Below are 23207 nucleotides of genomic sequence, written 5' to 3' on the forward strand. Positions count from 1 at the left end.
GGAGGGAATTAATTTGGGTCAGAAGATAAATCCTATTGGACTTCGTACTGGTATCATCCGTGATTGGGAGGCTAAGTGGTACGCAGAGAAAGACTTTGCAGACCTGCTGCACGAAGACCTCAAAATTCGTGAATATATCGAAAAAAATCTTAAAGATGCAGCTGTTTCAAAAGTTGAAATCGAACGCGCTGCAAACCGTGTAAATCTTGCGCTTCACACTGGCAAGCCTGGTATGGTCATCGGTAAAGGCGGTAGCGAGATTGACAAGCTGCGTACTGCACTGACAAATATCACAGGCAAGAAAATCCACATTAATGTTGTAGAAGTTAAGAAAGTTGATATGGATGCAAAGCTTGTTGCTGAAAATATTGCACGCCAACTTGAAAACCGTGTATCTTTCCGTAGAGCACAAAAACAAGTACTACAAAGAGCGATGAAAGCTGGAGCTAAAGGTATTAAAACACAAGTTTCAGGTCGTCTCGGTGGCGCAGATATCGCACGTTCTGAAGGATACAGCGAAGGAACAGTTCCACTGCATACTCTTCGTGCAGACATAGATTATGCACATGAAGAGGCAGATACAACATACGGTAAACTCGGTGTTAAAGTATGGATCTACCGTGGAGAAGTTCTTCCTGTCAAGAATGACAAAAAGTAAAGGAGGAAAATAACAATGCTATTACCTAAAAGAGTAAAATACCGTCGTCAACACCGTCCAGATACTAAAGGACGCGCAAAAGGCGGAACTGAAGTAAGTTTCGGTGAATACGGACTGCAGGCAACAACTACAGCCTGGGTCACTTCCAGACAGATTGAAGCTGCACGTATCGCAATGACTCGTTATATGAAGCGTGGCGGTAAAGTATGGATCAGTATTTTCCCACACACACCTTACACTAAGAAACCATTGGAAGTACGTATGGGTTCCGGTAAAGGCGCAGTAGAAGGCTGGATGTCAGTAGTGAAACCAGGCCGTATTATGTTCGAAGTTTCGGGTGTCCCAGAAGAGGTAGCTAGAGAAGCACTTCGTCTCGCGAGCCACAAACTTCCAGTAAAAACTAAAATTGTTAAACGTGAAGAATTAGGTGGTGATACGAATGAAAGCTAATGAAATACGTGATCTGACAACTTCTGAAATTGAAAATAACGTCAAAGAACTGAAGGAAGAGCTCTTCAACCTACGCTTTCAACTAGCTACTGGTCAGCTAGAGAACACTGCTCGTATCAAAGAGGTTAGAAAAACTATCGCGAGAATGAAAACAACTATCCGTGCGAGAGAGCTCGACGAAGCGAAAGCAAGCCAATAATATTAAAGGGAGGCTCATACAGTGGAAGGTAAAAACGAACGTAAAGTTTACCAGGGTCGCGTAGTGTCCGACAAGATGGATAAAACGATCACAGTAGTCGTTGAAACACAAAAAAGACATCCGATCATTGGCAAACGTGTCAAATACTCTAAAAAATATAAAGCGCATGATGAGCATAATACTGCAAAGACTGGTGACGTAGTAAGAATTGAAGAAACACGTCCACTATCAGCAACGAAACGTTTCCGTCTCGTGGAAATCGTTGTAGAAGCAGTAGTCATCTAAACTATCGAGGATAAAGGAGGTCTATTCGCATGATCCAACAGGAAACCCGCTTAAAAGTGGCAGATAACTCAGGTGCACGTGAAGTGCTGACTATCAAAGTCTTGGGTGGAACAGGTCGTAAAACTGCAAACATTGGCGATGTCATTGTTGCAACCGTAAAAAATGCAACACCAGGTGGCGTTGTTAAAAAAGGTGAAGTAGTAAGAGCTGTTATAGTTAGAACTAAATCTGGTGTACGCCGTGAAGATGGTTCCTATATCAAATTCGATGAGAACGCATGCGTGATCATCCGTGATGATAAAGGTCCAAGAGGTACTCGTATCTTCGGTCCAGTTGCACGTGAACTCCGTGAAGGAAACTTCATGAAGATTGTTTCACTTGCACCAGAAGTACTTTAATCGACATTTAAACAAGGAGGTGCGATCCCCATGCACGTAAGATCTGGAGACAAAGTCGTTGTAATCAGCGGTAAAGATAAAGGCAAAGAGGGTACTGTACTCAAAGCAATCCCTGCTAAAAACCGTGTCATCGTCGAAGGCGTCAATATGATGAAGAAACATCTTAAGCCTTCACAGATGAACCCAGAAGGCGGCATCCTCGAAACAGAGGCGGCTATCCACGTATCCAACGTTATGCACGTTGACCCTGAATCAGGCGAGCGCACTCGCATCCGTCAGGAACTTAAAGAAGACGGAACTAAAGTGAGAGTAGCTGTAAAATCAGGAAAAGAAATTCCAACTGTAAAATACGAAAAAAATTAATTAGTAATGGAAGGAGGTCCATCCAATGGCACGTTTGAAAGAAAAATACAATGAACAGATCAAAAACGAACTTGTTGGCAAATTCAACTATTCTTCTGTAATGGAAGTACCAAGAATCGAAAAGATTGTTGTAAACATGGGTGTTGGTGATGCAGTTCAGAACTCTAAAGTTCTCGATACAGCAGTAGAAGAACTACAGGCAATTACAGGTCAGAAGCCGGTAATTACTAAAGCTAAAAAATCCATCGCAACTTTCCGACTACGTGAAGGTATGCCAATCGGAGCTAAAGTTACACTTCGTGGAGAGAGAATGTATGATTTCCTGGACAAACTGATTTCAGTGTCCCTCCCACGTGTAAGAGACTTCAGAGGTATTTCCAAAAAAGCGTTTGATGGACGCGGCAACTATACACTAGGTGTTAAAGAACAGCTTATCTTCCCTGAGATCGATTATGATAAAGTATCCAAAGTAAGAGGCATGGATATTGTTGTCGTAACGACTGCAAACACAGACGAAGAAGCACGTGAGCTGCTTACACAGTTCGGTATGCCATTTCAAAAGTAAGCTATAAGGAGGCGAAATTGTGGCTAAAAAATCAATGATTGCTAAACAGCAAAAGAAACAGAAGTTTGAAGTTAGAGAATACACACGCTGCGAACGTTGCGGAAGACCACACTCAGTCCTTCGCAAATTCAAGCTCTGCCGTATATGTTTCCGTGAACTTGCTTACAAAGGTCAGATTCCTGGTGTTAAAAAAGCAAGCTGGTAATCGCCATAAATTGAAAGGAGGCAATTAGTAATGACAATCTCAGATCCAATTGCAGATATGCTGACTCGCATCAGAAATGCGAATATCGTGAGACATGAAAAACTTGAAATCCCTGCATCCAACATCAAAAAGGAAATTGCAGAGATTCTTAAATCAGAAGGTTTTATCAAAAACGTAGAATATATCGAAGACGACAAGCAAGGAGTCATCCGTGTATTCCTCAAATATGGTAGCAAGAATGAAAGAGTTATCACTGGATTGAAACGTATCTCAAAGCCTGGTCTTAGAGTATACGCTCAAAGAGAAGAGCTTCCAAAAGTCCTTAATGGTCTTGGCGTTGCACTGATCTCAACATCCGAAGGTGTGCTTACAGATAGAGAAGCACGCAAAAGAAATATCGGCGGGGAAGTTCTCGCATACGTTTGGTAATCAATTAACAGGAGGTGCAAATAAATGAGCCGTGTAGGTAAACGTATTATTGAAATACCGAATGATGTTACAGTTGACATCAATGGATCTACTGTTACTGTTAAAGGTCCCAAAGGTGAACTTGTAAACACATTTAACGAACAGATGACTTACGAAATGGAAGACAATACACTACAGGTCGTAAGACCAAGTGATTCCAAAGAACACCGTACAAATCATGGTACAACACGTGCCCTGATCAACAACATGGTTGTTGGTGTATCCGAAGGATTCTTCAAAGAACTTGAGCTTGTCGGTGTCGGTTACCGTGCGCAGATGCAAGGTAGCAAACTGGTACTCAGTGTTGGACTTTCTCACCCGGTTGAATTCGAACCTTCCGAGGATCTCTCGATTTCTGTGGATGGCAATACGAACGTCAAGGTTGAAGGCATCAACAAAGAAAGCGTTGGCGCTCTTGCTTCCAAAATCCGTGCCGTACGTCCACCTGAACCTTATAAAGGAAAAGGGATCCGTTACAAAGGCGAACTTGTACGCCGCAAAGAAGGAAAAACTGGTAAATAATTTATAAAGTGAGGAGTGAACATCAATGATCGCTAAGATTGATAAAAATAAAGTGCGTCAAAAAAGACATCAGCGTGTACGCAGTAGACTTTCTGGCACATCAGAAAGACCACGTCTTAATGTCTATCGCTCTAACAAGCATATCTATGCTCAGTTGATTGATGACAGCCAAAAAGTAACACTGGCAAGTGCTTCTACACAAGATTCCGATTTCAACAGCAATATCGGATCCAACGTAGACGCAGCTGCTGAAGTAGGCGCACTGATCGCAAAACGTGCTAAAGACAAAGATATTGAAAGCGTAGTATTCGACCGCGGTGGATATCTATACCACGGACGCGTGAAAGCACTCGCAGAGGCTGCTCGCGAAAACGGTCTGCAATTCTAATCGAAGGAGGGAATAACATTTATGGCTCGTAGAGAAGAGAAAGTACAGGAATTCGAAGAGCGCGTTGTTACAATCAACCGTATCGCTAAAGTTGTAAAAGGTGGACGTCGTTTCCGTTTCTCTGCACTTGTTGTAGTAGGAGACAAAAAAGGACGTGTCGGCTTTGGTACAGGTAAAGCCCAAGAGGTGCCTGAAGCAATCAAAAAAGCTATCGAAGCTGCCAAGAAAGATCTTATCGAAGTACCATTGGTAGACGGTACTATTCCACATGAAATCATTGGACGTTTCAGTTCTGGTAGAGTATTCATGAAACCAGCAGCGCCTGGTACAGGAGTTATTGCTGGTGGACCCGTTCGTGCCGTATTGGAGCTTGCCGGTGTTTCCGACATCCTGAGTAAGTCACTGGGTGCAAACACACCTATCAACGTGGTACGTGCAACAATGACAGGTCTTACTGAGCTCAAGAGCGCAGAAGAAGTCGCTAAATTGCGTGGCAAATCAGTAGAAGAGCTACAAAATTAAGGAGGGATTTACAGACATGGCTAAAATTAAAATAACCCTCAAAAAAAGCTTGATCGGGAAGCCTGAAACTCAAAGAAGAACAGTTGCTTCTCTAGGACTGAGAAAGCTTCAGCACAGTGTTGAGCTTGAAGACACACCTCAGCTCAGAGGTCAGGTTGCTAAAATCAGCCACTTAGTTTCAGTTGAAGAAAATTAATGATATTATGATATAGGAGGTGCGAAGATGAAATTACATGAGATGAAACCAGTAGAAGGTGCTCGCAAAAACCGTAATCGTGTAGGTCGTGGTATGTCTTCTGGTAATGGTAAGACTTCTGCACGCGGTCATAATGGTCAGAATTCACGTTCCGGTGGTGGAGTGAGACCAACTTTTGAAGGTGGACAGCTCCCACTATTCCGTCGTATTCCAAAACGTGGATTTACGAACATTAACCGTAAAGAATATGCAGTGCTTAACCTGAGCGATTTGAATCGTTTCGAAGATGGTACTGAAGTTACACCTGAAATGCTGAAAGAAAATGGTATTGTTAAGAATGAAAAATCTGGTATCAAAGTATTAGGCAATGGTACTCTTGAGAAGAAATTAACAATCAAAGCTCATAAGTTTTCAAGTTCAGCTGTCAAAGCAATTGAGGAACAGGGCGGAAGCTACGAGGTGATCTAATGATCGGCACGTTATCCAATTTCTTTAAGATTAAAGAAATCAGAAGTAAAATTCTATTTACTTTGGCAATGCTCGTAATTTTCAAGATCGGCACATATATACCGGTTCCAGGAGTGGATCCGAGTGTGTTCGATATGGGAGCAGGTCAACAGGGCGTGCTCGATCTAATGAACACTTTCGGTGGTGGCGCACTGATGAACTTCTCCATATTGGCCATGGGTATCATGCCCTACATTACAGCATCAATCGTCGTGCAGCTCCTTCAGATGGACGTTGTACCGAAATTTGCTGAATGGGCCAAGCAGGGTGAAGTCGGAAGACGTAAACTCACACAGTTTACGCGCTATTTCACCATCGTACTTGCGTTTATCCAATCGCTTGGAATGTCCTTCGCTTTCAATAGGATGTTCAGCGGTATGCTGCTGGACAGCACAAATGTCGGCTCCTACCTGCTCATCGCACTCGTGCTTACTACAGGAACAGCTTTCCTGATGTGGCTCGGCGAACTGATAACGACCCATGGTGTCGGCAACGGCATCTCGATCATTATCTTTGCAGGTATACTCGGTGTGCTTCCAAATGCAATCGTACAGTTGTACCAGCAGAACTTTGTCGGTGCTGATGATACGACGATGGCAGTACTTAAAATGGTCGGTCTCTTCATCATGTTGATATTGATCACGGCGTTCGCAGTCTTTATTCTGCAGGCTGTCCGTAAAATACCGGTACAGTATGCCAAACGTCAGAGAAAATCATCGCAATTGGCACCACAGTCGACTTTCTTGCCGCTTAAAGTCAATCCGGCAGGGGTAATACCGGTCATCTTTGCGATGGCATTTTTCATGCTGCCGCAGACGCTGACACTATTCTTCCCTGACCAGAACTGGGCTCAGACAGTAGCGAGACTCGCTGATCCGTCAGATTGGATAGGCATGATTTTTTATGTCGCTCTGATCATTGCATTTACGTACTTCTATTCGTTTGTTCAGGTCAATCCAGAAAAAATGGCAGACAACCTCAAGAAACAGGGAAGTTATGTACCTGGCATCCGTCCGGGTCAAAACACGCAGGACTACATCACATCTGTACTATATAGACTTGTGTTCGTAGGTGCACTTTTCCTGGCCGGCATATCAATACTGCCACTGCTTATTACCAAGTTCATGGATCTTCCCCAGGCGATTCAAATTGGAGGTACGAGTCTTCTGATTGTTATTGGTGTCGCTCTTGAAACCATGAAGCAGCTGGAAGCTCAAGCAAACCAAAAGGAATACCGCGGCTTCAGAAAGCGTAGGTAGGAGGAAAAGCGTATGAATATTATATTGATGGGACTCCCTGGTGCCGGTAAAGGAACTCAGGCGTCCAAGATTATAAAGAAATACCCGATCCCTCATATATCAACAGGGGATATGTTCCGCCTTGCAATCAAGAACGGTACAGAACTCGGCAAGGAAGCCAAATCCTTCATGGATAAAGGCGAACTTGTTCCGGATGAAGTAACAATCGGCATTGTCAAAGAGCGCCTGAGCCAGAGTGACGCCAAGGACGGCTTCCTGCTGGACGGTTTTCCACGTACTGTGGAGCAGGCTGAAGCTTTGAACAGCATCATGCAGGAGCTCGGCACGAAGATTGATAGAACAATCTACGTTGAAGTGACTGAAGAAGAACTGATGAACCGATTGACCGGCAGACGTATCTGTGAAGTCTGCGGCAAGACCTACCATCTTGTGTTCAATCCGCCAAAGCAGGAAGGCGTTTGTGATCTTGATGGTGGCAAATTGTATCAGAGAGAAGATGACAACCCTGAAACAGTTGCAAATCGTCTGGAAGTGAACATTCAACAGACAGCACCTATGCTCGACTTCTATGAAGATCAGGGTGTACTTGTCAAAGTGGATGGCTCCCGTGACATCGATGAAGTATTCAACGATGTTGATGCGATTCTGCAAAGTATATAAGGATATTCACCTTTTCAGACACTTCTAGGTGAATGTTACTTGTATGATAACGAAAAATATCCAAGTTCATATTTTGGCGTTAAGTGTAGTCCAATCTTCACCTGAAGTGAATTTCTAATAGAGATTAGAGAGCTGTAAAGGGGGAATTCGAAATGAGTAAACAAGATGTTATCGAGTTGGAAGGCACTGTATTGGATACGTTGCCGAATGCCATGTTCAAAGTGGAACTTGAAAATGGACATGAGATTCTCGCTCATGTTTCAGGTAAAATCCGTATGAACTATATACGTATTCTTCCTGGCGATAAAGTAACAGTTGAAATGTCACCTTATGATCTTACGCGTGGCAGAATCACTTATCGTTTTAAGTAATGGACTCCACATTCTAAGGAGGTAAAACACATGAAAGTAAGACCATCAGTCAAGCCTATCTGTGAAAAATGCAAAGTCATCCGCAGAAAAGGCAAAGTTATGGTAATCTGTGAGAACCCTAAGCACAAACAGAAGCAAGGTTAATAATATAATATCGGAGGTGTAACATATGGCTCGTATTGCAGGAGTAGACGTACCACGTGAAAAACGTGTTGTAATCTCCCTCACTTATATTTACGGTATCGGCAACACAAGAGCGAAAGAAATTCTTGAAAAAGCTAATGTATCCGAAAGTACACGTGTGAGAGACCTTACTGAAGACGAACTCAACACTATTCGTGAAGTCGTTGACACTTATAAAATCGAAGGTGACCTTCGTCGTGAACAGAACCTCAACATCAAACGTTTGATGGAAATTGCATCTTACAGAGGTATCCGTCACCGCCGTGGACTTCCAGTGCGTGGACAGCATACTAAAAATAATGCCCGCACACGTAAAGGTCCAGTTAAAACAGTTGCGAACAAGAAGAAATAATTAGGGAAAAGGAGGAGAAAATATGGCTCGTAGACAACAAACACGTAAACGTAAAGTGAAAAAGAATATTGAAACTGGTATTGCTCATATCCGTTCAACTTTCAATAACACAATTGTCACAATCACTGACGATTTTGGTAACGCGCTGTCATGGTCATCAGCAGGTGCACTTGGTTTCAGAGGTTCAAAGAAATCAACACCATTCGCTGCACAGATGGCTTCTGAGACTGCTTCCAAAGCAGCTATGGAACATGGACTCAAATCTGTTGAAGTTACAGTAAAAGGTCCTGGGTCAGGTCGTGAATCAGCGATCCGCGCACTCCAATCTGCAGGTCTGGAAATTACAGCAATCAAAGATGTCACTCCTGTACCACACAATGGCTGCCGTCCACCTAAACGTCGCCGTGTATAATTACTGGTCACAGGACAATTCCGAGTGTAATGTAAAACACATGGCTGCATAATATTTCCGACGTTTAAAGGGAGGATAAGTAGACAAATGATAGAAATCGAAAAACCTAGAATTGAAACAGTCGAAGTATCGGAAGATTCTAAGTTTGGTAAGTTTGTTGTTGAACCTCTTGAAAGAGGATATGGAACAACACTTGGGAACTCCTTACGTCGCATTCTTTTATCATCATTACCTGGTGCGGCAGTCAAAACGATAGAAATAGAAAATGTACTGCATGAATTTTCTACAATTGAAAGTGTTGTGGAAGATGTTACAACAATCGTCACCAACATCAAGAAGCTCGCACTTAAAGTCTATTCCGACGAAGAAAAAGTTCTCGAAATCGACTTTAATGGAGAAGGTGTCGTTACAGCTGGAGATATTACCCACGACAGTGACGTCGAAATCTTGAACCGCGACCTGAAGATTGCAACAGTATCCAATGGTGGACAGTTCAAAGTACGTATGATCGCAAATCGTGGCAGAGGCTATACACTTGCTGATGGTAATAACAAAAGTGAAATGTCAATCGGTGTCATTCCGGTAGACTCCATCTATACGCCAGTTGAACGTGTCAACTACACGGTTGAAAACACGCGTGTAGGTCAGAGGACAAACTTCGACAAGCTTACTTTGGATGTCTGGACAGATGGTTCTATTACACCGCAGGAAGGTGTATCTCTTGCTGCTAAAATCATGACAGAACACCTGAATATATTTGTTGGACTCACTGATGAAGCACAAAATGCTGAAATCATGATCGAGAAGGAAGAGGACCAGAAAGAGAAAGTTCTTGAAATGTCCATCGAAGAACTCGATCTGTCAGTACGTTCCTACAACTGTTTGAAACGTGCAGGAATCAATTCTGTACAGGAACTCACTGATAAGAGTGAAGCAGATATGATGAAAGTAAGAAATCTGGGACGTAAGTCTCTTGAAGAAGTCAAATTCAAACTCGAGGACCTCGGTCTGGGGCTCCGTAAAGAAGACTGATAAAGGAGGTAAATTGCAATGGGCTACAGAAAACTAGGACGTACATCCGACCAAAGAAAAGCAATGCTTCGTGATCTGGCAACATCCCTTATCGTAAGCGAACGCATTACAACAACTGAACAGAGAGCGAAGGAACTACGTAGAGTCGTAGACAAACTTGTTACTCTCGGCAAGCGTGGAGATCTTTCAGCGAAGCGTCGTGCAGGTCAGACAGTACGTAATGTTGAAATCGCAAATGAAGATGGTACAACACAGTACGCACTTCAAAAGCTTTTTGAAGATATCGCACCACGTTTTGAAGATCGTCAAGGTGGCTACACAAGCATCAAGAAACTTGGTGAACGTCGTGGCGACGGCGCAGAACTCGTAGTAATCGAGTTCGTTCAGGGCGCAGTAGCGACTGAAGAAGCGTAATCATATAAAAGCAGAATGAGTGTTACGATAATATGGTCCACGGGCCATATTGTCTAGCTCAACGTACCCTGCAGGCTATACAGAATAAACGCGCGACTCCCAAGTGCAGGGTACGCGCTTTTTTATTACATAAAAATGGCGGTGGAGATATGATTGAATTTGATAATTTGGCCTATAGCTATAGATCAGGTGAATATAAAGCATTGGATCATATCTCCCTAACCATCCGCCAAGGGGACTGGGTTTCCATAATCGGTCATAACGGTTCTGGGAAAAGTACACTGGTGAAGATTCTGATGGGTATACTCGAGGACTACGAAGGTACCATCAGAGTGGGTGGCGAAGTACTGAATGATGAAAACCGTGCTGAACTGAGAAAACGGTTTGCCATTGTCTTTCAGAATCCCGACAACCAGTTTGTCGGTGCGACTGTCGAGGATGATGTGGCATTCGGCCTTGAGAATAATGGCGTCCCAAGAGAAGAAATGGTCAGAAGAACAGAGGCAGCCCTTGAGGCGGTCAATATGCTTTCCTACAGAAACCATGAACCGTCAAGACTATCCGGTGGACAGAAGCAGCGTGTGGCGATTGCCAGTGCATTGGCAATGGCACCAGATGTTCTGATTCTGGATGAAGCGACTTCCATGATTGATCCGGAAGGCCGGCGTGAGGTGCTTGATATTCTGCAGAAAATCCATGGTGAAGGTCGAACCACCCTGATATATATTACACACGACCTCTCAGAGATTGAACAGAGTGATCACGCTGTGGTCATGCGGGAAGGTCGAATCATCAGCAAGGGCACAGTAGAGGAAATCTACCAGGATACCGACGCTCTCATAGCAAGCCGGCTTGTACTGCCTTTTCATATGAAAGTTTCCAAAAGGCTGCTTGGTGGAGAATATATGTCATATGATGAGCTGGTGAAACGCCTATGAACATCAATTTTAAAAATCTGACGAGCATCTATCACCAGAATACACCTTTCGAGCATCTGGCTCTGGATGATATCACGACTACGTTCGAAGAAGGCGTATACTACGGTATCATCGGACATACGGGCAGTGGCAAATCGACGATGATCCAGACTTTGAATGGGCTGCTTCTGCCAAGTCGGGGAGAGGTGCGTGTCGGAAACATCGTGCTCAGAAGGAAGTCGAGACAGAAGGATATCCATCAGGTAAAAAAGCATGTCGGCATGGTGTTCCAGTTTCCGGAACATCAGCTGTTTGAAGAGACAGTACTTAAAGACGTCATGTTCGGACCGAAGAACATGGGCATGGACCGAGCGACTGCCGAGGAGAAGGCGAAGCATTATCTGCAGCTTCTTAATATCGATGCGTCACTATTCGATGCCTCCCCGTTCGATCTTTCGGGAGGACAGATGCGGAAGGTGGCCATTGCCGGAATTCTTGCAATGGAACCGGAAGTACTTATCCTGGATGAACCGACTGCAGGCCTCGATCCGAAGAGCCATATAGAGACCATGGAACTTTTCAAAAGAATCCATCAGGACATGGGCATCACTGTCATTCTTGTCACCCACGATATGAACGATGTGTTCCAGTATACTGATAAGGTTAAGATATTGAATGAAGGACATCTTGTGAAAGAAGGCAGGACGGCTGATCTGCTCACTAATGAAGTGCTGCTTGAAAAATTTTCACTTGAACCACCCGATATCGTCAGGCTGATTCATGACCTGGAGGAAAAAGGTATCCATTTTGACCAGATGCCAAAGGACGCTGAAGCATTTGTTCGACTCTATGAAGAGTGGGGGGCGAACCATGCTCAGTAAAATGCTGCTTGGCAGATATATCCCGGGTTCCAGTATCATTCACCAGCTCGATCCCCGCGCTAAAATACTGGCCGTGGTAATGTTCATGGCCATCGTTTTCTTTGCCAACCATTGGACCGGTTACGGACTGCTCATCCTCTTCATCATTACACTGACGAAAATGGCAGGTCTGTCACTCAGATTTCTCTTCAACGGATTGAAACTGATACTGATTCTTCTGCTGTTCACTTTCTTCATGCACCTCTTTTTCACAAAAGGCGGGACGGTGCTTATAGACGGCGGCTTCTTCACCATCGAATCTGAAGGTGTCATCAATGGTATATACATCACCATACGTCTTGCAATGCTTGTTCTGATCACGACAATCATGACCCTGACAACGAGTCCATTGCAGCTGACAGACGCCATAGAACGCATCTGTAGGCCGCTGAAGGCCATAAGGGTGCCTGTGCACGAGATTGCTCTGATGATGTCCATCAGCCTTCGTTTCATCCCTACACTGATGGATGAGACGGAGAAGATCATCAAAGCACAGAGCGCCCGTGGATCCACATTCATGACAGGCAGTCTGAAATCGAGGTTGCAGGCACTGACTCCGATCTTCATTCCGCTGTTCATCTCTTCTTTCAAGCGTGCTGAGGAGCTCGCCATCGCCATGGAAGTCAGAGGCTATCAGGGGGAAGAAGGACGGACATATTACCGGGTGCTCAATTGGCAGTTTCGGGACACGGCAGCTTTGATTATGATGATCATATTCGGTATCATCCTGTGGATGATCAGACAGTAAGGAGCAGCATATGCGCTATCTAGTTAAAATTAGTTACAATGGGGCCGGATTCAACGGCTTCCAATATCAGATGGAAGGTCGCACTGTGCAAGGAGAGATAGAAAAGATTCTCCAGCGTATGCATAAGGCATTTGTCAGAATACAGCCTGCCGGCCGCACAGACAGCGGCGTACATGCGATTGAACAGTACTTCCATTTCGATTCCGAACTGAGCATCCCGGTCTCCAGGTGGCAGCATGCCCTGAACAGTGCAATGCCGGATGATATCGCCATCCACGAAGTGACCAGCATCAGCCCCGACTATCACATCCGTCATCACTCGAAAGGAAAGGCATACCGCTACCGCATCTATCAGGGCAGCGTGCGTGATCCTTTCGAGAAGGGACTCAAAGTCCACTACACGTATGACCTGGATGAGACGAAGATGCGTGAGGCGATGCAGCACTTTGTCGGCACCCATGATTTCACGAGCTTTACCAGTGCCAAGTCACCGATAGAAAATAAAGTGCGGCACATCTACCGTTTCGATCTGATCAGAACAGAGAATGGCTATGACTTTTTGATCATCGGCTCAGGCTTCCTATACAACATGGTGCGCATTCTGGTCGCCTACGTACTTGAAGTGGGCCAGGGACGCTGGGACGGTGCAAGAACACCAGAGGTGATCGCTGCCAAAGACAGAACGATGGTACCGAAAACAGCTCCACCCGAAGGCCTATACCTCGAGCGTGTGTTCCTCAACGATGAAGAACGTGAAGCTGCACTGGAAAAATTAAAAAGAACCTGCTGAGACATTGACAAAATACCCTATTAAGGTTATCATAGACAACGGTATAATTTTATATCACCCACGATGAGCCCCGGAAACTTATTGTGAATAAGATATAAAGCAAACGAAGCTTTTTTTTATTTTAGAGAGCATAAACGAGAGAACCACTGATATATTTAGGAGGACTGGAAATGCGTCAAACATTTATGGCAAACGAAGCCAACATTGAACGTAAATGGTATGTTATCGATGCAGAAGGACAGACACTTGGTCGTCTATCTTCTGAAGTTGCATCCATACTGCGCGGTAAGAACAAACCGACATACACGCCGCATGTTGATACAGGTGACAACGTCATCATCATCAATGCTGGAAAGATCGAAATGACTGGTAACAAAGCTAAGGATAAAATCTATTACAGACACACTGGACATCCAGGTGGAATCAGATCCATCTCTGCTGGTGAACTGAGAGAAAAGAATCCTGTACGCCTGCTGGAAAACTCCATCAAAGGCATGCTGCCGAAAAACAGACTTGGACGCGCACAAAGCAAGAAACTTCATGTATACGCTGCAAGCGAGCATCCACATGAAGCACAAAAACCAGAAAACTACGAACTTCGCGGTTAGGAATAGGAGGTTAATTCATTGGCTAAAGTAGAATACAAAGGAACAGGTCGTCGTAAAAACGCAGTTGCTAGAGTACGTCTCGTACCAGGTGAAGGTAACGTCACAGTGAACGGACGTGACATGAGAGAATACCTTCCATTCGAAAGTCTCATTCTTGACTTGAATCAGCCATTCTCAGTTACAGAAACACAAGGTAACTATGATGTACTGGTAAACGTTCATGGTGGTGGCTTCACAGGACAAGCACAAGCAATCCGTCATGGTATTGCTAGAGCACTTCTTGAAGCAGATCCAGAGAACCGTGGCGTGCTTAAGAGAGCAGGACTCCTTACACGTGACCCACGTATGAAAGAACGTAAGAAATACGGACTCAAGAAAGCCCGTCGTTCTCCACAGTTCTCAAAACGTTAATCGAGGTATTATCGTTTCAAAGCACTTCCCAAACTTACTTGGGAAGTGCTTTTTTTATTTTACTTGGAAAAATTCTTAAGTTTATTCATAAATAGTACATATTATATTTAATATATTAGGGAAAGTTACTTATAGATTTAATTGAAGTGAATCTACCTGCAGAAAGTTACGAAAGCAAGTATAAATAGAGGTTCTAAAAGTTTGGGAGCCCATTTATTATACAAGTAAAGTGGAGGTTATAAAGATGGTGAACTACAAAGGTAAGACAGCACTTGTAACAGGAGCTTCAGGCGGCATAGGGAAGGCATATGCGAAGGAACTGGCTTCCAGAGGAAGCCATGTTATTCTGGTTGCACGCTCTGATGGGAAACTTAATGCATTGGCAGACGAACTATCGTTGAAGCACAAAGTAGACACATATATCATTCCGCTGGATTTGTCTGAAGCGGGTTCAGTAGATGAGCTGGCGGAACGGATCAAAAAACTCGGACTGAACGTAGATATCCTGATCAACAATGCAGGTTTTGGCACCCATGGTCGTTTTGAAACGATTTCGATTGACCGGGAACAGGAAATGATCCGGCTCAATATATCTACACTTGTAGGGCTGGCACACCAATTCTTGCCGTACATGCAGCAACAGAGAGATGGGGTTATTGTGAATTTAGCCTCCGTCGCTTCATTTCAGCCGCTTGCCTACATGGCGACATATGCAGCCACGAAAGCATTTGTTCTATCGTTCTCTGAGGCGCTCTATGCAGAGAACCGACACCTTGGAGTAAGGATTCTGGCACTTTGTCCTGGAACTACGAAAACATCATTTTTTGATGTTATGGGAACAACCGACATGCCAGGGGGGATCAAAGGCACACCGGAGTCCGTCGTTAAATCGGGCTTTAAAGGTATCGCAAAAAATAAGAGTTATATTGTAGATGGTGCCAATAATTATTGGGTTGCCCAGGCGAGCCGCTTCATGACGAGAAAAGCGATGGCTGTTGTAGCAGAGAGAGTGACTCGACCTTCAAAATTCAAATAACGAATTTACTTTATTCGAAAAGCCTTCTTAGTTTTTATTCTAAATGAATCTACCCCATGGATAAATGAATCTTCAATAACTATGTCATTAACATATTAGCCATTAATAGTGGGTACAGAAATAGAAAAGTAAACGAGGAGGCAAACGAATGGCTTTTGATTACGACTTGGATTTCGACAACATCAATTTCCGCGAACAGCCTGAGCTATATAGAGTAGGGAGAGGCGAACAGGGTGTGCTGATGGTAGAGCCCTATAAGAGCGAAATTCTCCAGCACTGGCGGTTCAAGACCCCTGAGATCGCAAAAGAATCCTCCGATAAGATATATCAAATGTATCTGGACTATAAGAAAGATGACGATTTTGTCGGCATGGATATGGCGAGGAAGTTTCTCCAGATGGGATATACAAGGTCCCGTCGCTATGCAAATTATAAAGGCGGAAAGAAGTACGACAAGAACGGGGAAGTGAATGAGAGAGACATCGATCCGGAAAAGGCGGAATCGGCTTCCATTTTCGAAGAGAAGTGGAAAACCGTCCGGGAAGATGAAGACTACCTGAAGTTGAAGAAAGCGCACCAGAAGGCATATGGATAACTGAATGGTATATAGACACCTCCCGCACTTGATGGGAGGTGTTTTTTGTAGGAATAAGACTCGCATACAATAATAAAATGTTGATAATTAATATATATTTATTGATTATCAATAAATATATGCTAATATAGTCTTATAATAAAGAAGAGATGATCATATAAGATTGGTGGCGAGTGGATGTCAATGAGAGATCCTTTGTATGAGGAGGAACGTACAGTATTGACTGGTGGTCCTGAAGCAGACGTTTCAAAGCATGTTGCGGTCATTATGGACGGGAGTGGACGTTGGGCGAAGGAACGTGGTATGCCGAGATTTGCAGGCCATAAGGAAGGTGTTGCGACTGTCGTTAAAGTGGTGAAGGCGGCAGTCGACCGTAGCGTGGAGGTTCTGACGCTCTACACGTTTTCTACAGAGAATTGGAAACGTCCGAAGGCTGAGATCGAATTTATTTTGAAGCTGCCGAAGGAATTTCTCGGTGTGCATCTGCCTGAACTCATGGCCAACAACGTACGCATCGAGGTGATCGGTGATATGGGGAAACTGCCGGTTGCAACACGTAAAGCCATACAATACGCGATGGATCGCACACGTCATAATAACGGGCTTCAGCTGAATTTTGCGCTCAACTATGGCAGCAGGCAGGAGATGCTGGTGGCCATGAAGGCGGTATTTGAAGATCTGAATCAGCAGAAACTATCATTAGACGACCTGGATGAACAGCAGTTTTCCAAATACCTGTATACAGCGGATACGACAGAACCGGACCTGCTTATTCGTACGGGTGGTGAGAAGCGGCTCAGCAACTTCCTGCTCTGGCAGCTTGCCTATACGGAATTCTGGTTCAGCGATGTACTATGGCCGGATTTTACAGAGCAGAACTTTCTGGATGCATTGGAGGCTTACGGTCAAAGAAAGAGAAGGTACGGAGGGGTCTGATGGTCAAGGAGGCGATGGATCATGAGAGCACTGGAACAGCTCGTACGTTTTGGCTGGGCGCAGGCGCTATCTTGTATATTTCCCGTCGTCATCTTCGCCTCCCTGGCATTGACGGAGTTCATACCGCTTCCCTTTCTGCCACGCTACGACTGGCTGCTCATCATCTGTCTGCTGATGCAGGGGTGGATGATACGTTCAGGACTTGAAACGATGGATGAATTGAAAGTGATCAGCGTGTTCCATATTATCGGCCTCGCTTTAGAAATTTTCAAAGTACATATGGGATCCTGGTCCTATCCGGAGACGGGGTACTTCAAGCTTTTTGGAGTGCCGCTCTATAGTGGGTTCATGTATGCAAGTGTTGCGAGCTATCTCTGTCAGGCTTGGAGACGTCTCGGAGTCGAGCTGATCCGGTGGCCGCCGTTTGTGGTCGTTGTACCGATAGCTGCTGCGATCTATCTGAACTTCTTCACCCATCACTACTGGGTGGACATTCGCTGGTGGCTTTGTGGTGCTGTCATCGTCGTCTTCTGGCGTTCCGGAGTTGCCTACGAAGTTGGCAACACGCGCTATAGGATGCCTCTTGTATTCTCTTTTATGCTCATCGGTTTCTTTATCTGGATTGCTGAAAATATTGCGACCTACTTCAGCGCGTGGGAATACCCGAACCAGGCGGATGCATGGAGTGTCATCCATCTGGGGAAGGTGAGTTCCTGGATGCTGCTGGTGATTGTCAGTTTTCTTATTGTGGCAACATTGAAACAGATGAAGAAAAATGGACCAGGAAAGTAGTGGTGCCCTTCTCCATATATATGACTCTCTTTTCTATATAAGTCGGTAGAAAGGGCCTTTTGTCTTTAACACATACGTCTCTATACCGCTTCAATGGTTACCACGAAAATATTTTCGCCAGTACCATGAAAATCGACCATAAAACAGCACCAACCAACAGCACGAGAAGCAATATCCATAAAGCATCGGACATAGATGAGACACTAAACCAGCCACTTAATAATAGAATGGGATAGATGGTTATGACCATGACCAGAGAATGAATGATACTTCTTTTAAATAGGGTCCAATGGTCCAGATCATATATAACTGATGCTGCAGCTACTAAAAAAACGATGATCGCAACTAGAAACGTGCTCCTTGCATTTGAATAATCCCCTTGAAAATAAAGAAGCAATGCGATGCCGCCCATAATAATAAATGCGATGCCGCCCCTTAATAGAGAATTTAAGATAAGCATATGAATCTACCTTCTTTCTCTTTGGAAGAGTAAAAGTAATGATATGTACATCCTATTCATACCATTTAATTTACATGTTACACTATTTAAATTATAAATCTCCAACAAAAATGCATTTAGTAACCGTGATTCACTCTTCAACCTCAATCAATTCTGTACGCACATCAACAAAATAGTCTTCCAAGAGTGTGTCGAAGCGATCATCAAGTGCCTCATAAGCTGCGTCCGCTTGACTGATGACAGTATAGAAACCATCTCCCCTTTCACCGTTCTCCACAGCCTGATAGAGCTGCCATAATTATACTGCATACTTCCTTTCGATATTTGCATACTGACCTTCATTGGCCACCACTCCGTCTCTTTATATGTTTTTCCATCATTACATATTACACTTTAAATAAATTATTAGGTCGTGTATATTCCGTCTCTGATATACTGGATACATTGAAAAGGGGGCGAGAAGATGAAAATAATCGTAGATGCTGATGCGTGTCCGGTGAAGGATATCGTCATGGAGGAAGCGGCTCGAGTATCCACCTCGGTTACTCTGGTGTCGAGTCTATCGCATTACTCCGGGAAGGATCTGCCGACGCATGTGAAAGCTGTCTATGTCGAAGCGGGGCCGGATGCGGCGGATTTCAAGATTGTCCAGCTGGCCAAGAAAGAAGATATTGTCATCACACAGGACTACGGACTGGCCTCCCTGCTTCTGCCTAAGGGATGCATCGTGCTGCATCATAAAGGGTTTGAATACAATGACATGAATATCGATAATCTGCTTGCCACACGTCACATGGGGAGCATGATCCGCAAGGGTGGCGGCAGGACTAAAGGCCCGAAGCCTTTCAGCAACGAAGATAGGGCCGCATTTTCGTCTCTATTCAGAAGCAAACTAGAGATGATGTAAGAAGAATAAGAATCTATCATCCCCCCTGCTACGATTGGCAGAGGGGATTTATGTGGTTCGCGGCTGGAAACCGGGTACAGTTGAGAATAGAGGGAATAAGATGAATATCTAATATATGACAGGAGGGTTCATTGTGGCTGTAACAGATATTGAATTCGAGTACATCCAGACGAACGGAATCCAGCTTCACGTCGCTGTCTCAGGTCCAGAGGACGGGGAACTGGTGGTTCTGCTCCACGGTTTCCCCGAGTTCTGGTTCAGCTGGAGGAAGCAGATTCGTGTACTTGCTGCATCCGGGTATAGAGTCGTCGCACCGGATCAGCGGGGATACAATAAGAGTGAGAAGCCTGATGGTAGAAAGGCCTATCGTATCGATAAACTCGAACAGGATATTGTCGGACTGATCGACCATTACGGTTATGAGAGTGCGGCAGTCGTCGGACATGACTGGGGTGGGGGTGTAGCTTGGCAGCTCGCCAGTACGCATCCTGATAAGGTGAACCGTCTGATTGTGATCAATATGCCATACCCTGCTGTGCTACCGAAAGTCCTGCGGAAAAAACCATCACAAGGTTTGAAAAGTTCATATATGCTCTTCTTCCAGATCCCCGCACTGCCGGAGAAAATTCTGAGCAGCAAAGATCATGCGTATATGGCGCAGGCGCTTGTTCAGACGAGCCGGAAGGGGACGTTCACAGATGATGAACTGGATGCCTATAGGATTGCTTGGGCAAGACCTCAGGCGTTAACAAGCATGCTGAACTGGTATCGTGCCATTCCGTATAGCAAGAAATACATTCCAAATGACAAGGTCGAGGTGCCTGTAAAAATTATCTGGGGCGCAGGCGATCAGTTTCTGTCGAAAAAGCTTGCAGAAGAAACCCTGAACTACGCAAGCAACAGCAGTGTAACCTGGGTGGATGAGGCAACACATTGGGTTCACCAGGAACAGCCGGAATATGTGAACGAACAGATTCTGCAGTTCCTTGAATCATAGAACAGCTTGTGCAGATAATTTGATGCAGCCCCTTCTCAAGTGAGGAGGGGTTTTTATTGTCATTCTCCATAGTGTATAATTACATTGGATAAAATAATAATCAGGAGTTGATTGGATGAACCGCATCAATCTTATAACGCTCGGTGTAAAAGACATTTCAGCTTCCCTCGAATTTTACCGAAATATCGGATTCAAAGCCCACATTGTTGGAGAAGAAGCACATCCGATGGTTGTATTTTTCAATAATGAAGGGTCAAAGCTGGCACTCTTCCCGATAGAGGAGCTGGCCAATGACATCAACGCAGGCAATCCACCAGAGATCTCAAGAGGTGGATTCAACGGCATCACTTTAGCATATAACGGCAAGTCCGAAGCGGAAGTGGATGATGTGATGAGTAAAGTGAAGCAGCATGGAGCGACAGTGGTAAAGCATCCGCAGCCCCTATCGTGGGGCGGATATGGTGGATACTTTACTGATATCGACGGATATTACTGGGAAGTAGCATATGGATCAGAGTGGGAATTTGATGTGTCCAATATGCTGGTAGTTGACTGAAGCCAGCTTCTTCTTATATTTTTCTCTTTATAAATTTATGTGAAAAAAATAACAAAAATCTATTGCTATTGTGATACTTTTCACATATAATGAACATATAGAAAAGAACGGTACATAAGAGAGGAGAAAAAGTTATGATGAGTTGGTTGAGGGAACACAAAGCGAGTGAGATTGTATTGCTGGTATTGAGATTCTATTTGGGATTTGGCTGGTTTACGAGTGGTCTTGGAAAAGTGACAGGCGGATTTGATGCATCAGGATTCCTGCAGAACGCTGTACAGAATCCGGTTCTTGGACCAGATGGCAATCCAGTCTATCCGTGGTACACATTCCTGGTTGAAAATGTCTTTCTGCAGATGAGCCCGGTTATCAATGTCATGATACCGTATGGTGAGTTGTTAGTTGGTCTTGGATTGATTCTCGGTGGATTTACCGCATACGCTGCATTCTTCGGGTTGATGATGAACTTTGCATTCCTGTTTGCCGGTACGGTCTCCGTGAACCCGCTCTATATCATCATCGGCATGGTCATCCTCCTGTCTGGACATAAAGCAGGCAGTTTCGGACTGGACCGCTTCCTGCAAAGCAAAAGTAAAGCAGGCCGCCACTTCAGATTCCCAGGTCGCAAGCGTGAAGTGACAGAATAGTATTAAATGAATGGGGAGACCTGTAATCGTTATGGTTACAGGTCTCTTCTTAATTTTTGGTTTGAGTAATCCACTTCGCGAGGGGTATGATGAATTATAAGATCTAATGAATAGGGGCGTTGAAATGAAGTATCTACTGAAAATAAAAGACAGCATATGGGTGACGCCGGTATTCTACTGTTCGCTGTCAGTCATCCTTGCGCTGATCGTGGTCTATACCGATATAAATGTGATTCCGAGACTCGATTTCGAGTTGCCATTTTTCCTGGCCACCGAATTGGATCTGGCCAAGGAAATACTCGGTTCGATTTCAGGGGCACTGCTCACCATGACAACCATCACGTTTTCCACCATCATGGTCGTCCTGACAACGTACTCCTCACAGTTTTCTCCTCGTGTCCTGACCAATTTTGTAAACGATCGTAGGACGATGCGCGTACTTGGCGTATTCATGGGCGGGTTCCTGTATTCGATTCTTTCACTGGCTTTCATGCAGCAGGCGACCTTCGAAGGAGAAGTCATTTCAGCGATCGTTGCAGTCCTGCTTGCTGTTCTCTGCCTCTTCTTCTTTGCTTATTTCATTCATTTTGTCGCGTCAAGCATACAGGTCAGCAATCTGATTGATTCGCTGGTGGATGACGTCAAGGATGAAATTGACCGCGAAGGGGATCGCTTGGATCAGGAGCATGTATCGGTCACCAACCTCAAGCCCGAGATTGTAGAGGAATATGAAGATACTACGGTAATCAGTGCCGAGAGTTTTGGCTTCATCCAGCTCATCGACTATGATGACTTATTCCAATGGGCGAAGAAGAATGAAGCGGTCATCCATGTCACTCCACTGATTGGTGAATTCGCAACGACATCCACCGAGGTACTGACTATTCATCATGGGAAGGATGTAGAAGTGCCTGACAGCCTGATTGATAATATCACAATTGGAAGGGAACAGAATGTCTATCAGGATGTGGATTATGGACTTCACAAAATAGTGGATGTGGCTCTCCGTGCGCTTTCTCCTGGCATAAACGATCCTAATACAGCAGTCCAGTGCATTCACTACTTGACCGAAGCGCTTATAAAGAGCTTCAAGTATACGGGAACATATATCATCTACAATGATGAGCGCCACTTTGGACGCCTGATCACCAGAAGAAGCAGTGTAGAAGAAAAGCTATATAATGTACTATCACAGATCAGTTTCTATGGCAGGCAGGATGTTGTAGTGCTGGAGACATTGCTCGAGTCCATGGAGAATATTGCCATAAACAGCACGGATGATGTGAAACAGGAAATAAGAACGTTCAGCCACTATATATATGGCCGATTCGACAAAGATGTAATACAAGAGATTGATGAGCAATTCATCAATAAAAGAAAAATGCAGCTGGATGAAGCATTGGCTAACGTACATTAGATGAGGAAGCGCCTTCGATGTACCTGCCTTTTCATTTGTTTATGCCAAAAAGTGACGGGAA

General features: G+C 44.5%; 39 protein-coding genes. 37 read left to right on the forward strand and 2 right to left on the reverse strand.

What is annotated here, in order from left to right:
• Window positions 1–13: 13 nt before the first annotated feature.
• The 32 genes from rpsC (at window position 14) to GQ671_RS11065 (ending at window position 18162) form a co-directional block, all read left to right on the forward strand.
• A complete protein-coding gene (gene rpsC / locus GQ671_RS10910; protein ID WP_160656958.1) occupies window positions 14–658 on the forward strand; it encodes a 30S ribosomal protein S3 in 645 nt (214 codons plus the stop codon).
• Window positions 659–673: 15 nt separating this feature from the next.
• Entirely contained in the window at window positions 674–1108 is a 435-nt protein-coding gene (rplP, locus tag GQ671_RS10915; protein WP_160656961.1) for a 50S ribosomal protein L16, read from the forward strand.
• Window positions 1098–1307, forward strand: coding sequence for a 50S ribosomal protein L29 (gene rpmC, locus GQ671_RS10920; RefSeq protein ID WP_145287970.1), 210 nt, complete (start codon window positions 1098–1100; stop codon window positions 1305–1307). The genes rplP and rpmC overlap by 11 nt, the downstream gene beginning before the upstream one ends.
• A 21-nt stretch (window positions 1308–1328) precedes the next feature.
• Complete coding sequence (rpsQ, locus tag GQ671_RS10925) at window positions 1329–1592, forward strand: 30S ribosomal protein S17 (RefSeq protein ID WP_160656964.1); 264 nt, start codon at window positions 1329–1331, stop codon at window positions 1590–1592.
• 29 nt (window positions 1593–1621) lie between these two features.
• Window positions 1622–1990 carry a 50S ribosomal protein L14 gene (gene rplN / locus GQ671_RS10930; protein ID WP_145287975.1) on the forward strand — a complete coding sequence of 123 codons (369 nt, stop codon included), beginning with the start codon at window positions 1622–1624 and terminating at the stop codon, window positions 1988–1990.
• Window positions 1991–2020: 30 nt separating this feature from the next.
• Window positions 2021–2353, forward strand: a complete 333-nt coding sequence (rplX, locus tag GQ671_RS10935; protein ID WP_160656967.1) for a 50S ribosomal protein L24 — start codon at window positions 2021–2023, stop codon at window positions 2351–2353.
• A 25-nt stretch (window positions 2354–2378) separates the two neighbouring features.
• Entirely contained in the window at window positions 2379–2918 is a 540-nt protein-coding gene (rplE, locus tag GQ671_RS10940; RefSeq protein ID WP_160656970.1) for a 50S ribosomal protein L5, read from the forward strand.
• Window positions 2919–2937: 19 nt separating this feature from the next.
• Window positions 2938–3123 (forward strand): type Z 30S ribosomal protein S14, encoded by a 186-nt coding sequence (locus GQ671_RS10945; RefSeq protein ID WP_160656973.1) that lies wholly within the window; start codon window positions 2938–2940, stop codon window positions 3121–3123.
• A gap of 30 nt (window positions 3124–3153) precedes the next feature.
• Window positions 3154–3552 (forward strand): 30S ribosomal protein S8, encoded by a 399-nt coding sequence (gene rpsH, locus GQ671_RS10950; protein WP_160656976.1) that lies wholly within the window; start codon window positions 3154–3156, stop codon window positions 3550–3552.
• Between the two features lie 24 nt (window positions 3553–3576).
• Window positions 3577–4113, forward strand: coding sequence for a 50S ribosomal protein L6 (gene rplF, locus GQ671_RS10955; protein WP_160656978.1), 537 nt, complete (start codon window positions 3577–3579; stop codon window positions 4111–4113).
• 25 nt (window positions 4114–4138) lie between these two features.
• Window positions 4139–4501 carry a 50S ribosomal protein L18 gene (gene rplR / locus GQ671_RS10960; protein WP_160656980.1) on the forward strand — a complete coding sequence of 121 codons (363 nt, stop codon included), beginning with the start codon at window positions 4139–4141 and terminating at the stop codon, window positions 4499–4501.
• Window positions 4502–4522: 21 nt separating this feature from the next.
• Window positions 4523–5023 (forward strand): 30S ribosomal protein S5, encoded by a 501-nt coding sequence (gene rpsE, locus GQ671_RS10965; RefSeq protein ID WP_031547067.1) that lies wholly within the window; start codon window positions 4523–4525, stop codon window positions 5021–5023.
• Between the two features lie 16 nt (window positions 5024–5039).
• Window positions 5040–5219, forward strand: coding sequence for a 50S ribosomal protein L30 (gene rpmD / locus GQ671_RS10970; RefSeq protein ID WP_160656983.1), 180 nt, complete (start codon window positions 5040–5042; stop codon window positions 5217–5219).
• 27 nt (window positions 5220–5246) lie between these two features.
• Window positions 5247–5687: a 50S ribosomal protein L15 gene (rplO, locus tag GQ671_RS10975; protein ID WP_160656986.1), complete on the forward strand. Its 441-nt coding sequence runs from the start codon at window positions 5247–5249 to the stop codon at window positions 5685–5687.
• Window positions 5687–6985, forward strand: a complete 1299-nt coding sequence (gene secY / locus GQ671_RS10980; protein WP_160656989.1) for a preprotein translocase subunit SecY — start codon at window positions 5687–5689, stop codon at window positions 6983–6985. Before rplO ends, secY begins: the two co-directional genes overlap by 1 nt.
• A gap of 12 nt (window positions 6986–6997) precedes the next feature.
• Window positions 6998–7645, forward strand: coding sequence for an adenylate kinase (locus GQ671_RS10985; RefSeq protein WP_160656992.1), 648 nt, complete (start codon window positions 6998–7000; stop codon window positions 7643–7645).
• Between the two features lie 152 nt (window positions 7646–7797).
• Window positions 7798–8016 (forward strand): translation initiation factor IF-1, encoded by a 219-nt coding sequence (gene infA, locus GQ671_RS10990; RefSeq protein WP_017547668.1) that lies wholly within the window; start codon window positions 7798–7800, stop codon window positions 8014–8016.
• Between the two features lie 30 nt (window positions 8017–8046).
• Entirely contained in the window at window positions 8047–8160 is a 114-nt protein-coding gene (rpmJ, locus tag GQ671_RS10995) for a 50S ribosomal protein L36 (RefSeq protein WP_003156543.1), read from the forward strand.
• A gap of 25 nt (window positions 8161–8185) precedes the next feature.
• Window positions 8186–8551: a 30S ribosomal protein S13 gene (gene rpsM, locus GQ671_RS11000; RefSeq protein ID WP_145288012.1), complete on the forward strand. Its 366-nt coding sequence runs from the start codon at window positions 8186–8188 to the stop codon at window positions 8549–8551.
• Window positions 8552–8573: 22 nt separating this feature from the next.
• Window positions 8574–8963, forward strand: a complete 390-nt coding sequence (rpsK, locus tag GQ671_RS11005) for a 30S ribosomal protein S11 (protein WP_160656995.1) — start codon at window positions 8574–8576, stop codon at window positions 8961–8963.
• A gap of 87 nt (window positions 8964–9050) precedes the next feature.
• A complete protein-coding gene (locus GQ671_RS11010) occupies window positions 9051–9995 on the forward strand; it encodes a DNA-directed RNA polymerase subunit alpha (protein WP_160656997.1) in 945 nt (314 codons plus the stop codon).
• 18 nt (window positions 9996–10013) lie between these two features.
• Window positions 10014–10409, forward strand: a complete 396-nt coding sequence (gene rplQ / locus GQ671_RS11015) for a 50S ribosomal protein L17 (protein WP_160657000.1) — start codon at window positions 10014–10016, stop codon at window positions 10407–10409.
• 149 nt (window positions 10410–10558) lie between these two features.
• Window positions 10559–11347: an energy-coupling factor transporter ATPase gene (locus GQ671_RS11020; protein ID WP_160657005.1), complete on the forward strand. Its 789-nt coding sequence runs from the start codon at window positions 10559–10561 to the stop codon at window positions 11345–11347.
• Window positions 11344–12207: an energy-coupling factor transporter ATPase gene (locus tag GQ671_RS11025; RefSeq protein ID WP_160657008.1), complete on the forward strand. Its 864-nt coding sequence runs from the start codon at window positions 11344–11346 to the stop codon at window positions 12205–12207. The genes GQ671_RS11020 and GQ671_RS11025 overlap by 4 nt, the downstream gene beginning before the upstream one ends.
• On the forward strand, window positions 12197–12994 hold the full coding sequence (locus GQ671_RS11030) for an energy-coupling factor transporter transmembrane component T family protein (protein ID WP_160657011.1): 798 nt from the start codon (window positions 12197–12199) through the stop codon (window positions 12992–12994). The genes GQ671_RS11025 and GQ671_RS11030 overlap by 11 nt, the downstream gene beginning before the upstream one ends.
• 10 nt (window positions 12995–13004) lie before the next feature.
• Complete coding sequence (gene truA, locus GQ671_RS11035) at window positions 13005–13784, forward strand: tRNA pseudouridine(38-40) synthase TruA (RefSeq protein ID WP_160657014.1); 780 nt, start codon at window positions 13005–13007, stop codon at window positions 13782–13784.
• Between the two features lie 170 nt (window positions 13785–13954).
• Complete coding sequence (gene rplM, locus GQ671_RS11040; RefSeq protein ID WP_160657019.1) at window positions 13955–14392, forward strand: 50S ribosomal protein L13; 438 nt, start codon at window positions 13955–13957, stop codon at window positions 14390–14392.
• Window positions 14393–14410: 18 nt separating this feature from the next.
• Window positions 14411–14803 carry a 30S ribosomal protein S9 gene (gene rpsI / locus GQ671_RS11045; RefSeq protein WP_160657022.1) on the forward strand — a complete coding sequence of 131 codons (393 nt, stop codon included), beginning with the start codon at window positions 14411–14413 and terminating at the stop codon, window positions 14801–14803.
• Window positions 14804–15032: 229 nt separating this feature from the next.
• Window positions 15033–15839 (forward strand): SDR family NAD(P)-dependent oxidoreductase, encoded by an 807-nt coding sequence (locus GQ671_RS11050; RefSeq protein WP_322789477.1) that lies wholly within the window; start codon window positions 15033–15035, stop codon window positions 15837–15839.
• A 148-nt stretch (window positions 15840–15987) separates the two neighbouring features.
• Window positions 15988–16434 (forward strand): DUF4385 domain-containing protein, encoded by a 447-nt coding sequence (locus tag GQ671_RS11055; protein ID WP_160657024.1) that lies wholly within the window; start codon window positions 15988–15990, stop codon window positions 16432–16434.
• A 183-nt stretch (window positions 16435–16617) separates the two neighbouring features.
• A complete protein-coding gene (locus GQ671_RS11060; protein ID WP_380645462.1) occupies window positions 16618–17370 on the forward strand; it encodes an isoprenyl transferase in 753 nt (250 codons plus the stop codon).
• A 21-nt stretch (window positions 17371–17391) separates the two neighbouring features.
• Window positions 17392–18162 (forward strand): DUF817 domain-containing protein, encoded by a 771-nt coding sequence (locus tag GQ671_RS11065; RefSeq protein WP_160657030.1) that lies wholly within the window; start codon window positions 17392–17394, stop codon window positions 18160–18162.
• A 97-nt stretch (window positions 18163–18259) separates the two neighbouring features.
• On the opposite strand, the gene GQ671_RS11070 is transcribed toward GQ671_RS11065, so the two are convergent.
• Together GQ671_RS11070 and GQ671_RS11075 are read right to left on the reverse strand one after the other, a co-directional pair.
• On the reverse strand, window positions 18260–18622 hold the full coding sequence (locus tag GQ671_RS11070; RefSeq protein WP_160657032.1) for a DUF3021 family protein: 363 nt from the start codon (window positions 18620–18622) through the stop codon (window positions 18260–18262).
• A gap of 130 nt (window positions 18623–18752) precedes the next feature.
• Entirely contained in the window at window positions 18753–18899 is a 147-nt protein-coding gene (locus GQ671_RS11075) for a hypothetical protein (RefSeq protein ID WP_160657034.1), read from the reverse strand.
• A gap of 186 nt (window positions 18900–19085) precedes the next feature.
• Here GQ671_RS11075 and GQ671_RS11080 point away from each other — a divergent pair, with 186 nt between their 5' ends.
• From GQ671_RS11080 to GQ671_RS11100, 5 genes are all read left to right on the forward strand, one after another.
• On the forward strand, window positions 19086–19529 hold the full coding sequence (locus GQ671_RS11080; protein ID WP_160657037.1) for a YaiI/YqxD family protein: 444 nt from the start codon (window positions 19086–19088) through the stop codon (window positions 19527–19529).
• Window positions 19530–19662: 133 nt separating this feature from the next.
• Complete coding sequence (locus GQ671_RS11085; RefSeq protein ID WP_322789478.1) at window positions 19663–20526, forward strand: alpha/beta fold hydrolase; 864 nt, start codon at window positions 19663–19665, stop codon at window positions 20524–20526.
• 115 nt (window positions 20527–20641) lie between these two features.
• Window positions 20642–21082 carry a VOC family protein gene (locus tag GQ671_RS11090; protein ID WP_160657042.1) on the forward strand — a complete coding sequence of 147 codons (441 nt, stop codon included), beginning with the start codon at window positions 20642–20644 and terminating at the stop codon, window positions 21080–21082.
• Window positions 21083–21216: 134 nt separating this feature from the next.
• Complete coding sequence (locus GQ671_RS11095; RefSeq protein WP_160657047.1) at window positions 21217–21729, forward strand: DoxX family membrane protein; 513 nt, start codon at window positions 21217–21219, stop codon at window positions 21727–21729.
• Window positions 21730–21853: 124 nt separating this feature from the next.
• Complete coding sequence (locus GQ671_RS11100) at window positions 21854–23146, forward strand: DUF2254 domain-containing protein (protein ID WP_160657050.1); 1293 nt, start codon at window positions 21854–21856, stop codon at window positions 23144–23146.
• The last annotated feature ends 61 nt before the right edge of the window (window positions 23147–23207 follow it).

Source organism: Salinicoccus hispanicus (assembly GCF_009831115.1).
Classification (GTDB): Bacteria; Bacillota; Bacilli; order Staphylococcales; family Salinicoccaceae; genus Salinicoccus; species Salinicoccus hispanicus.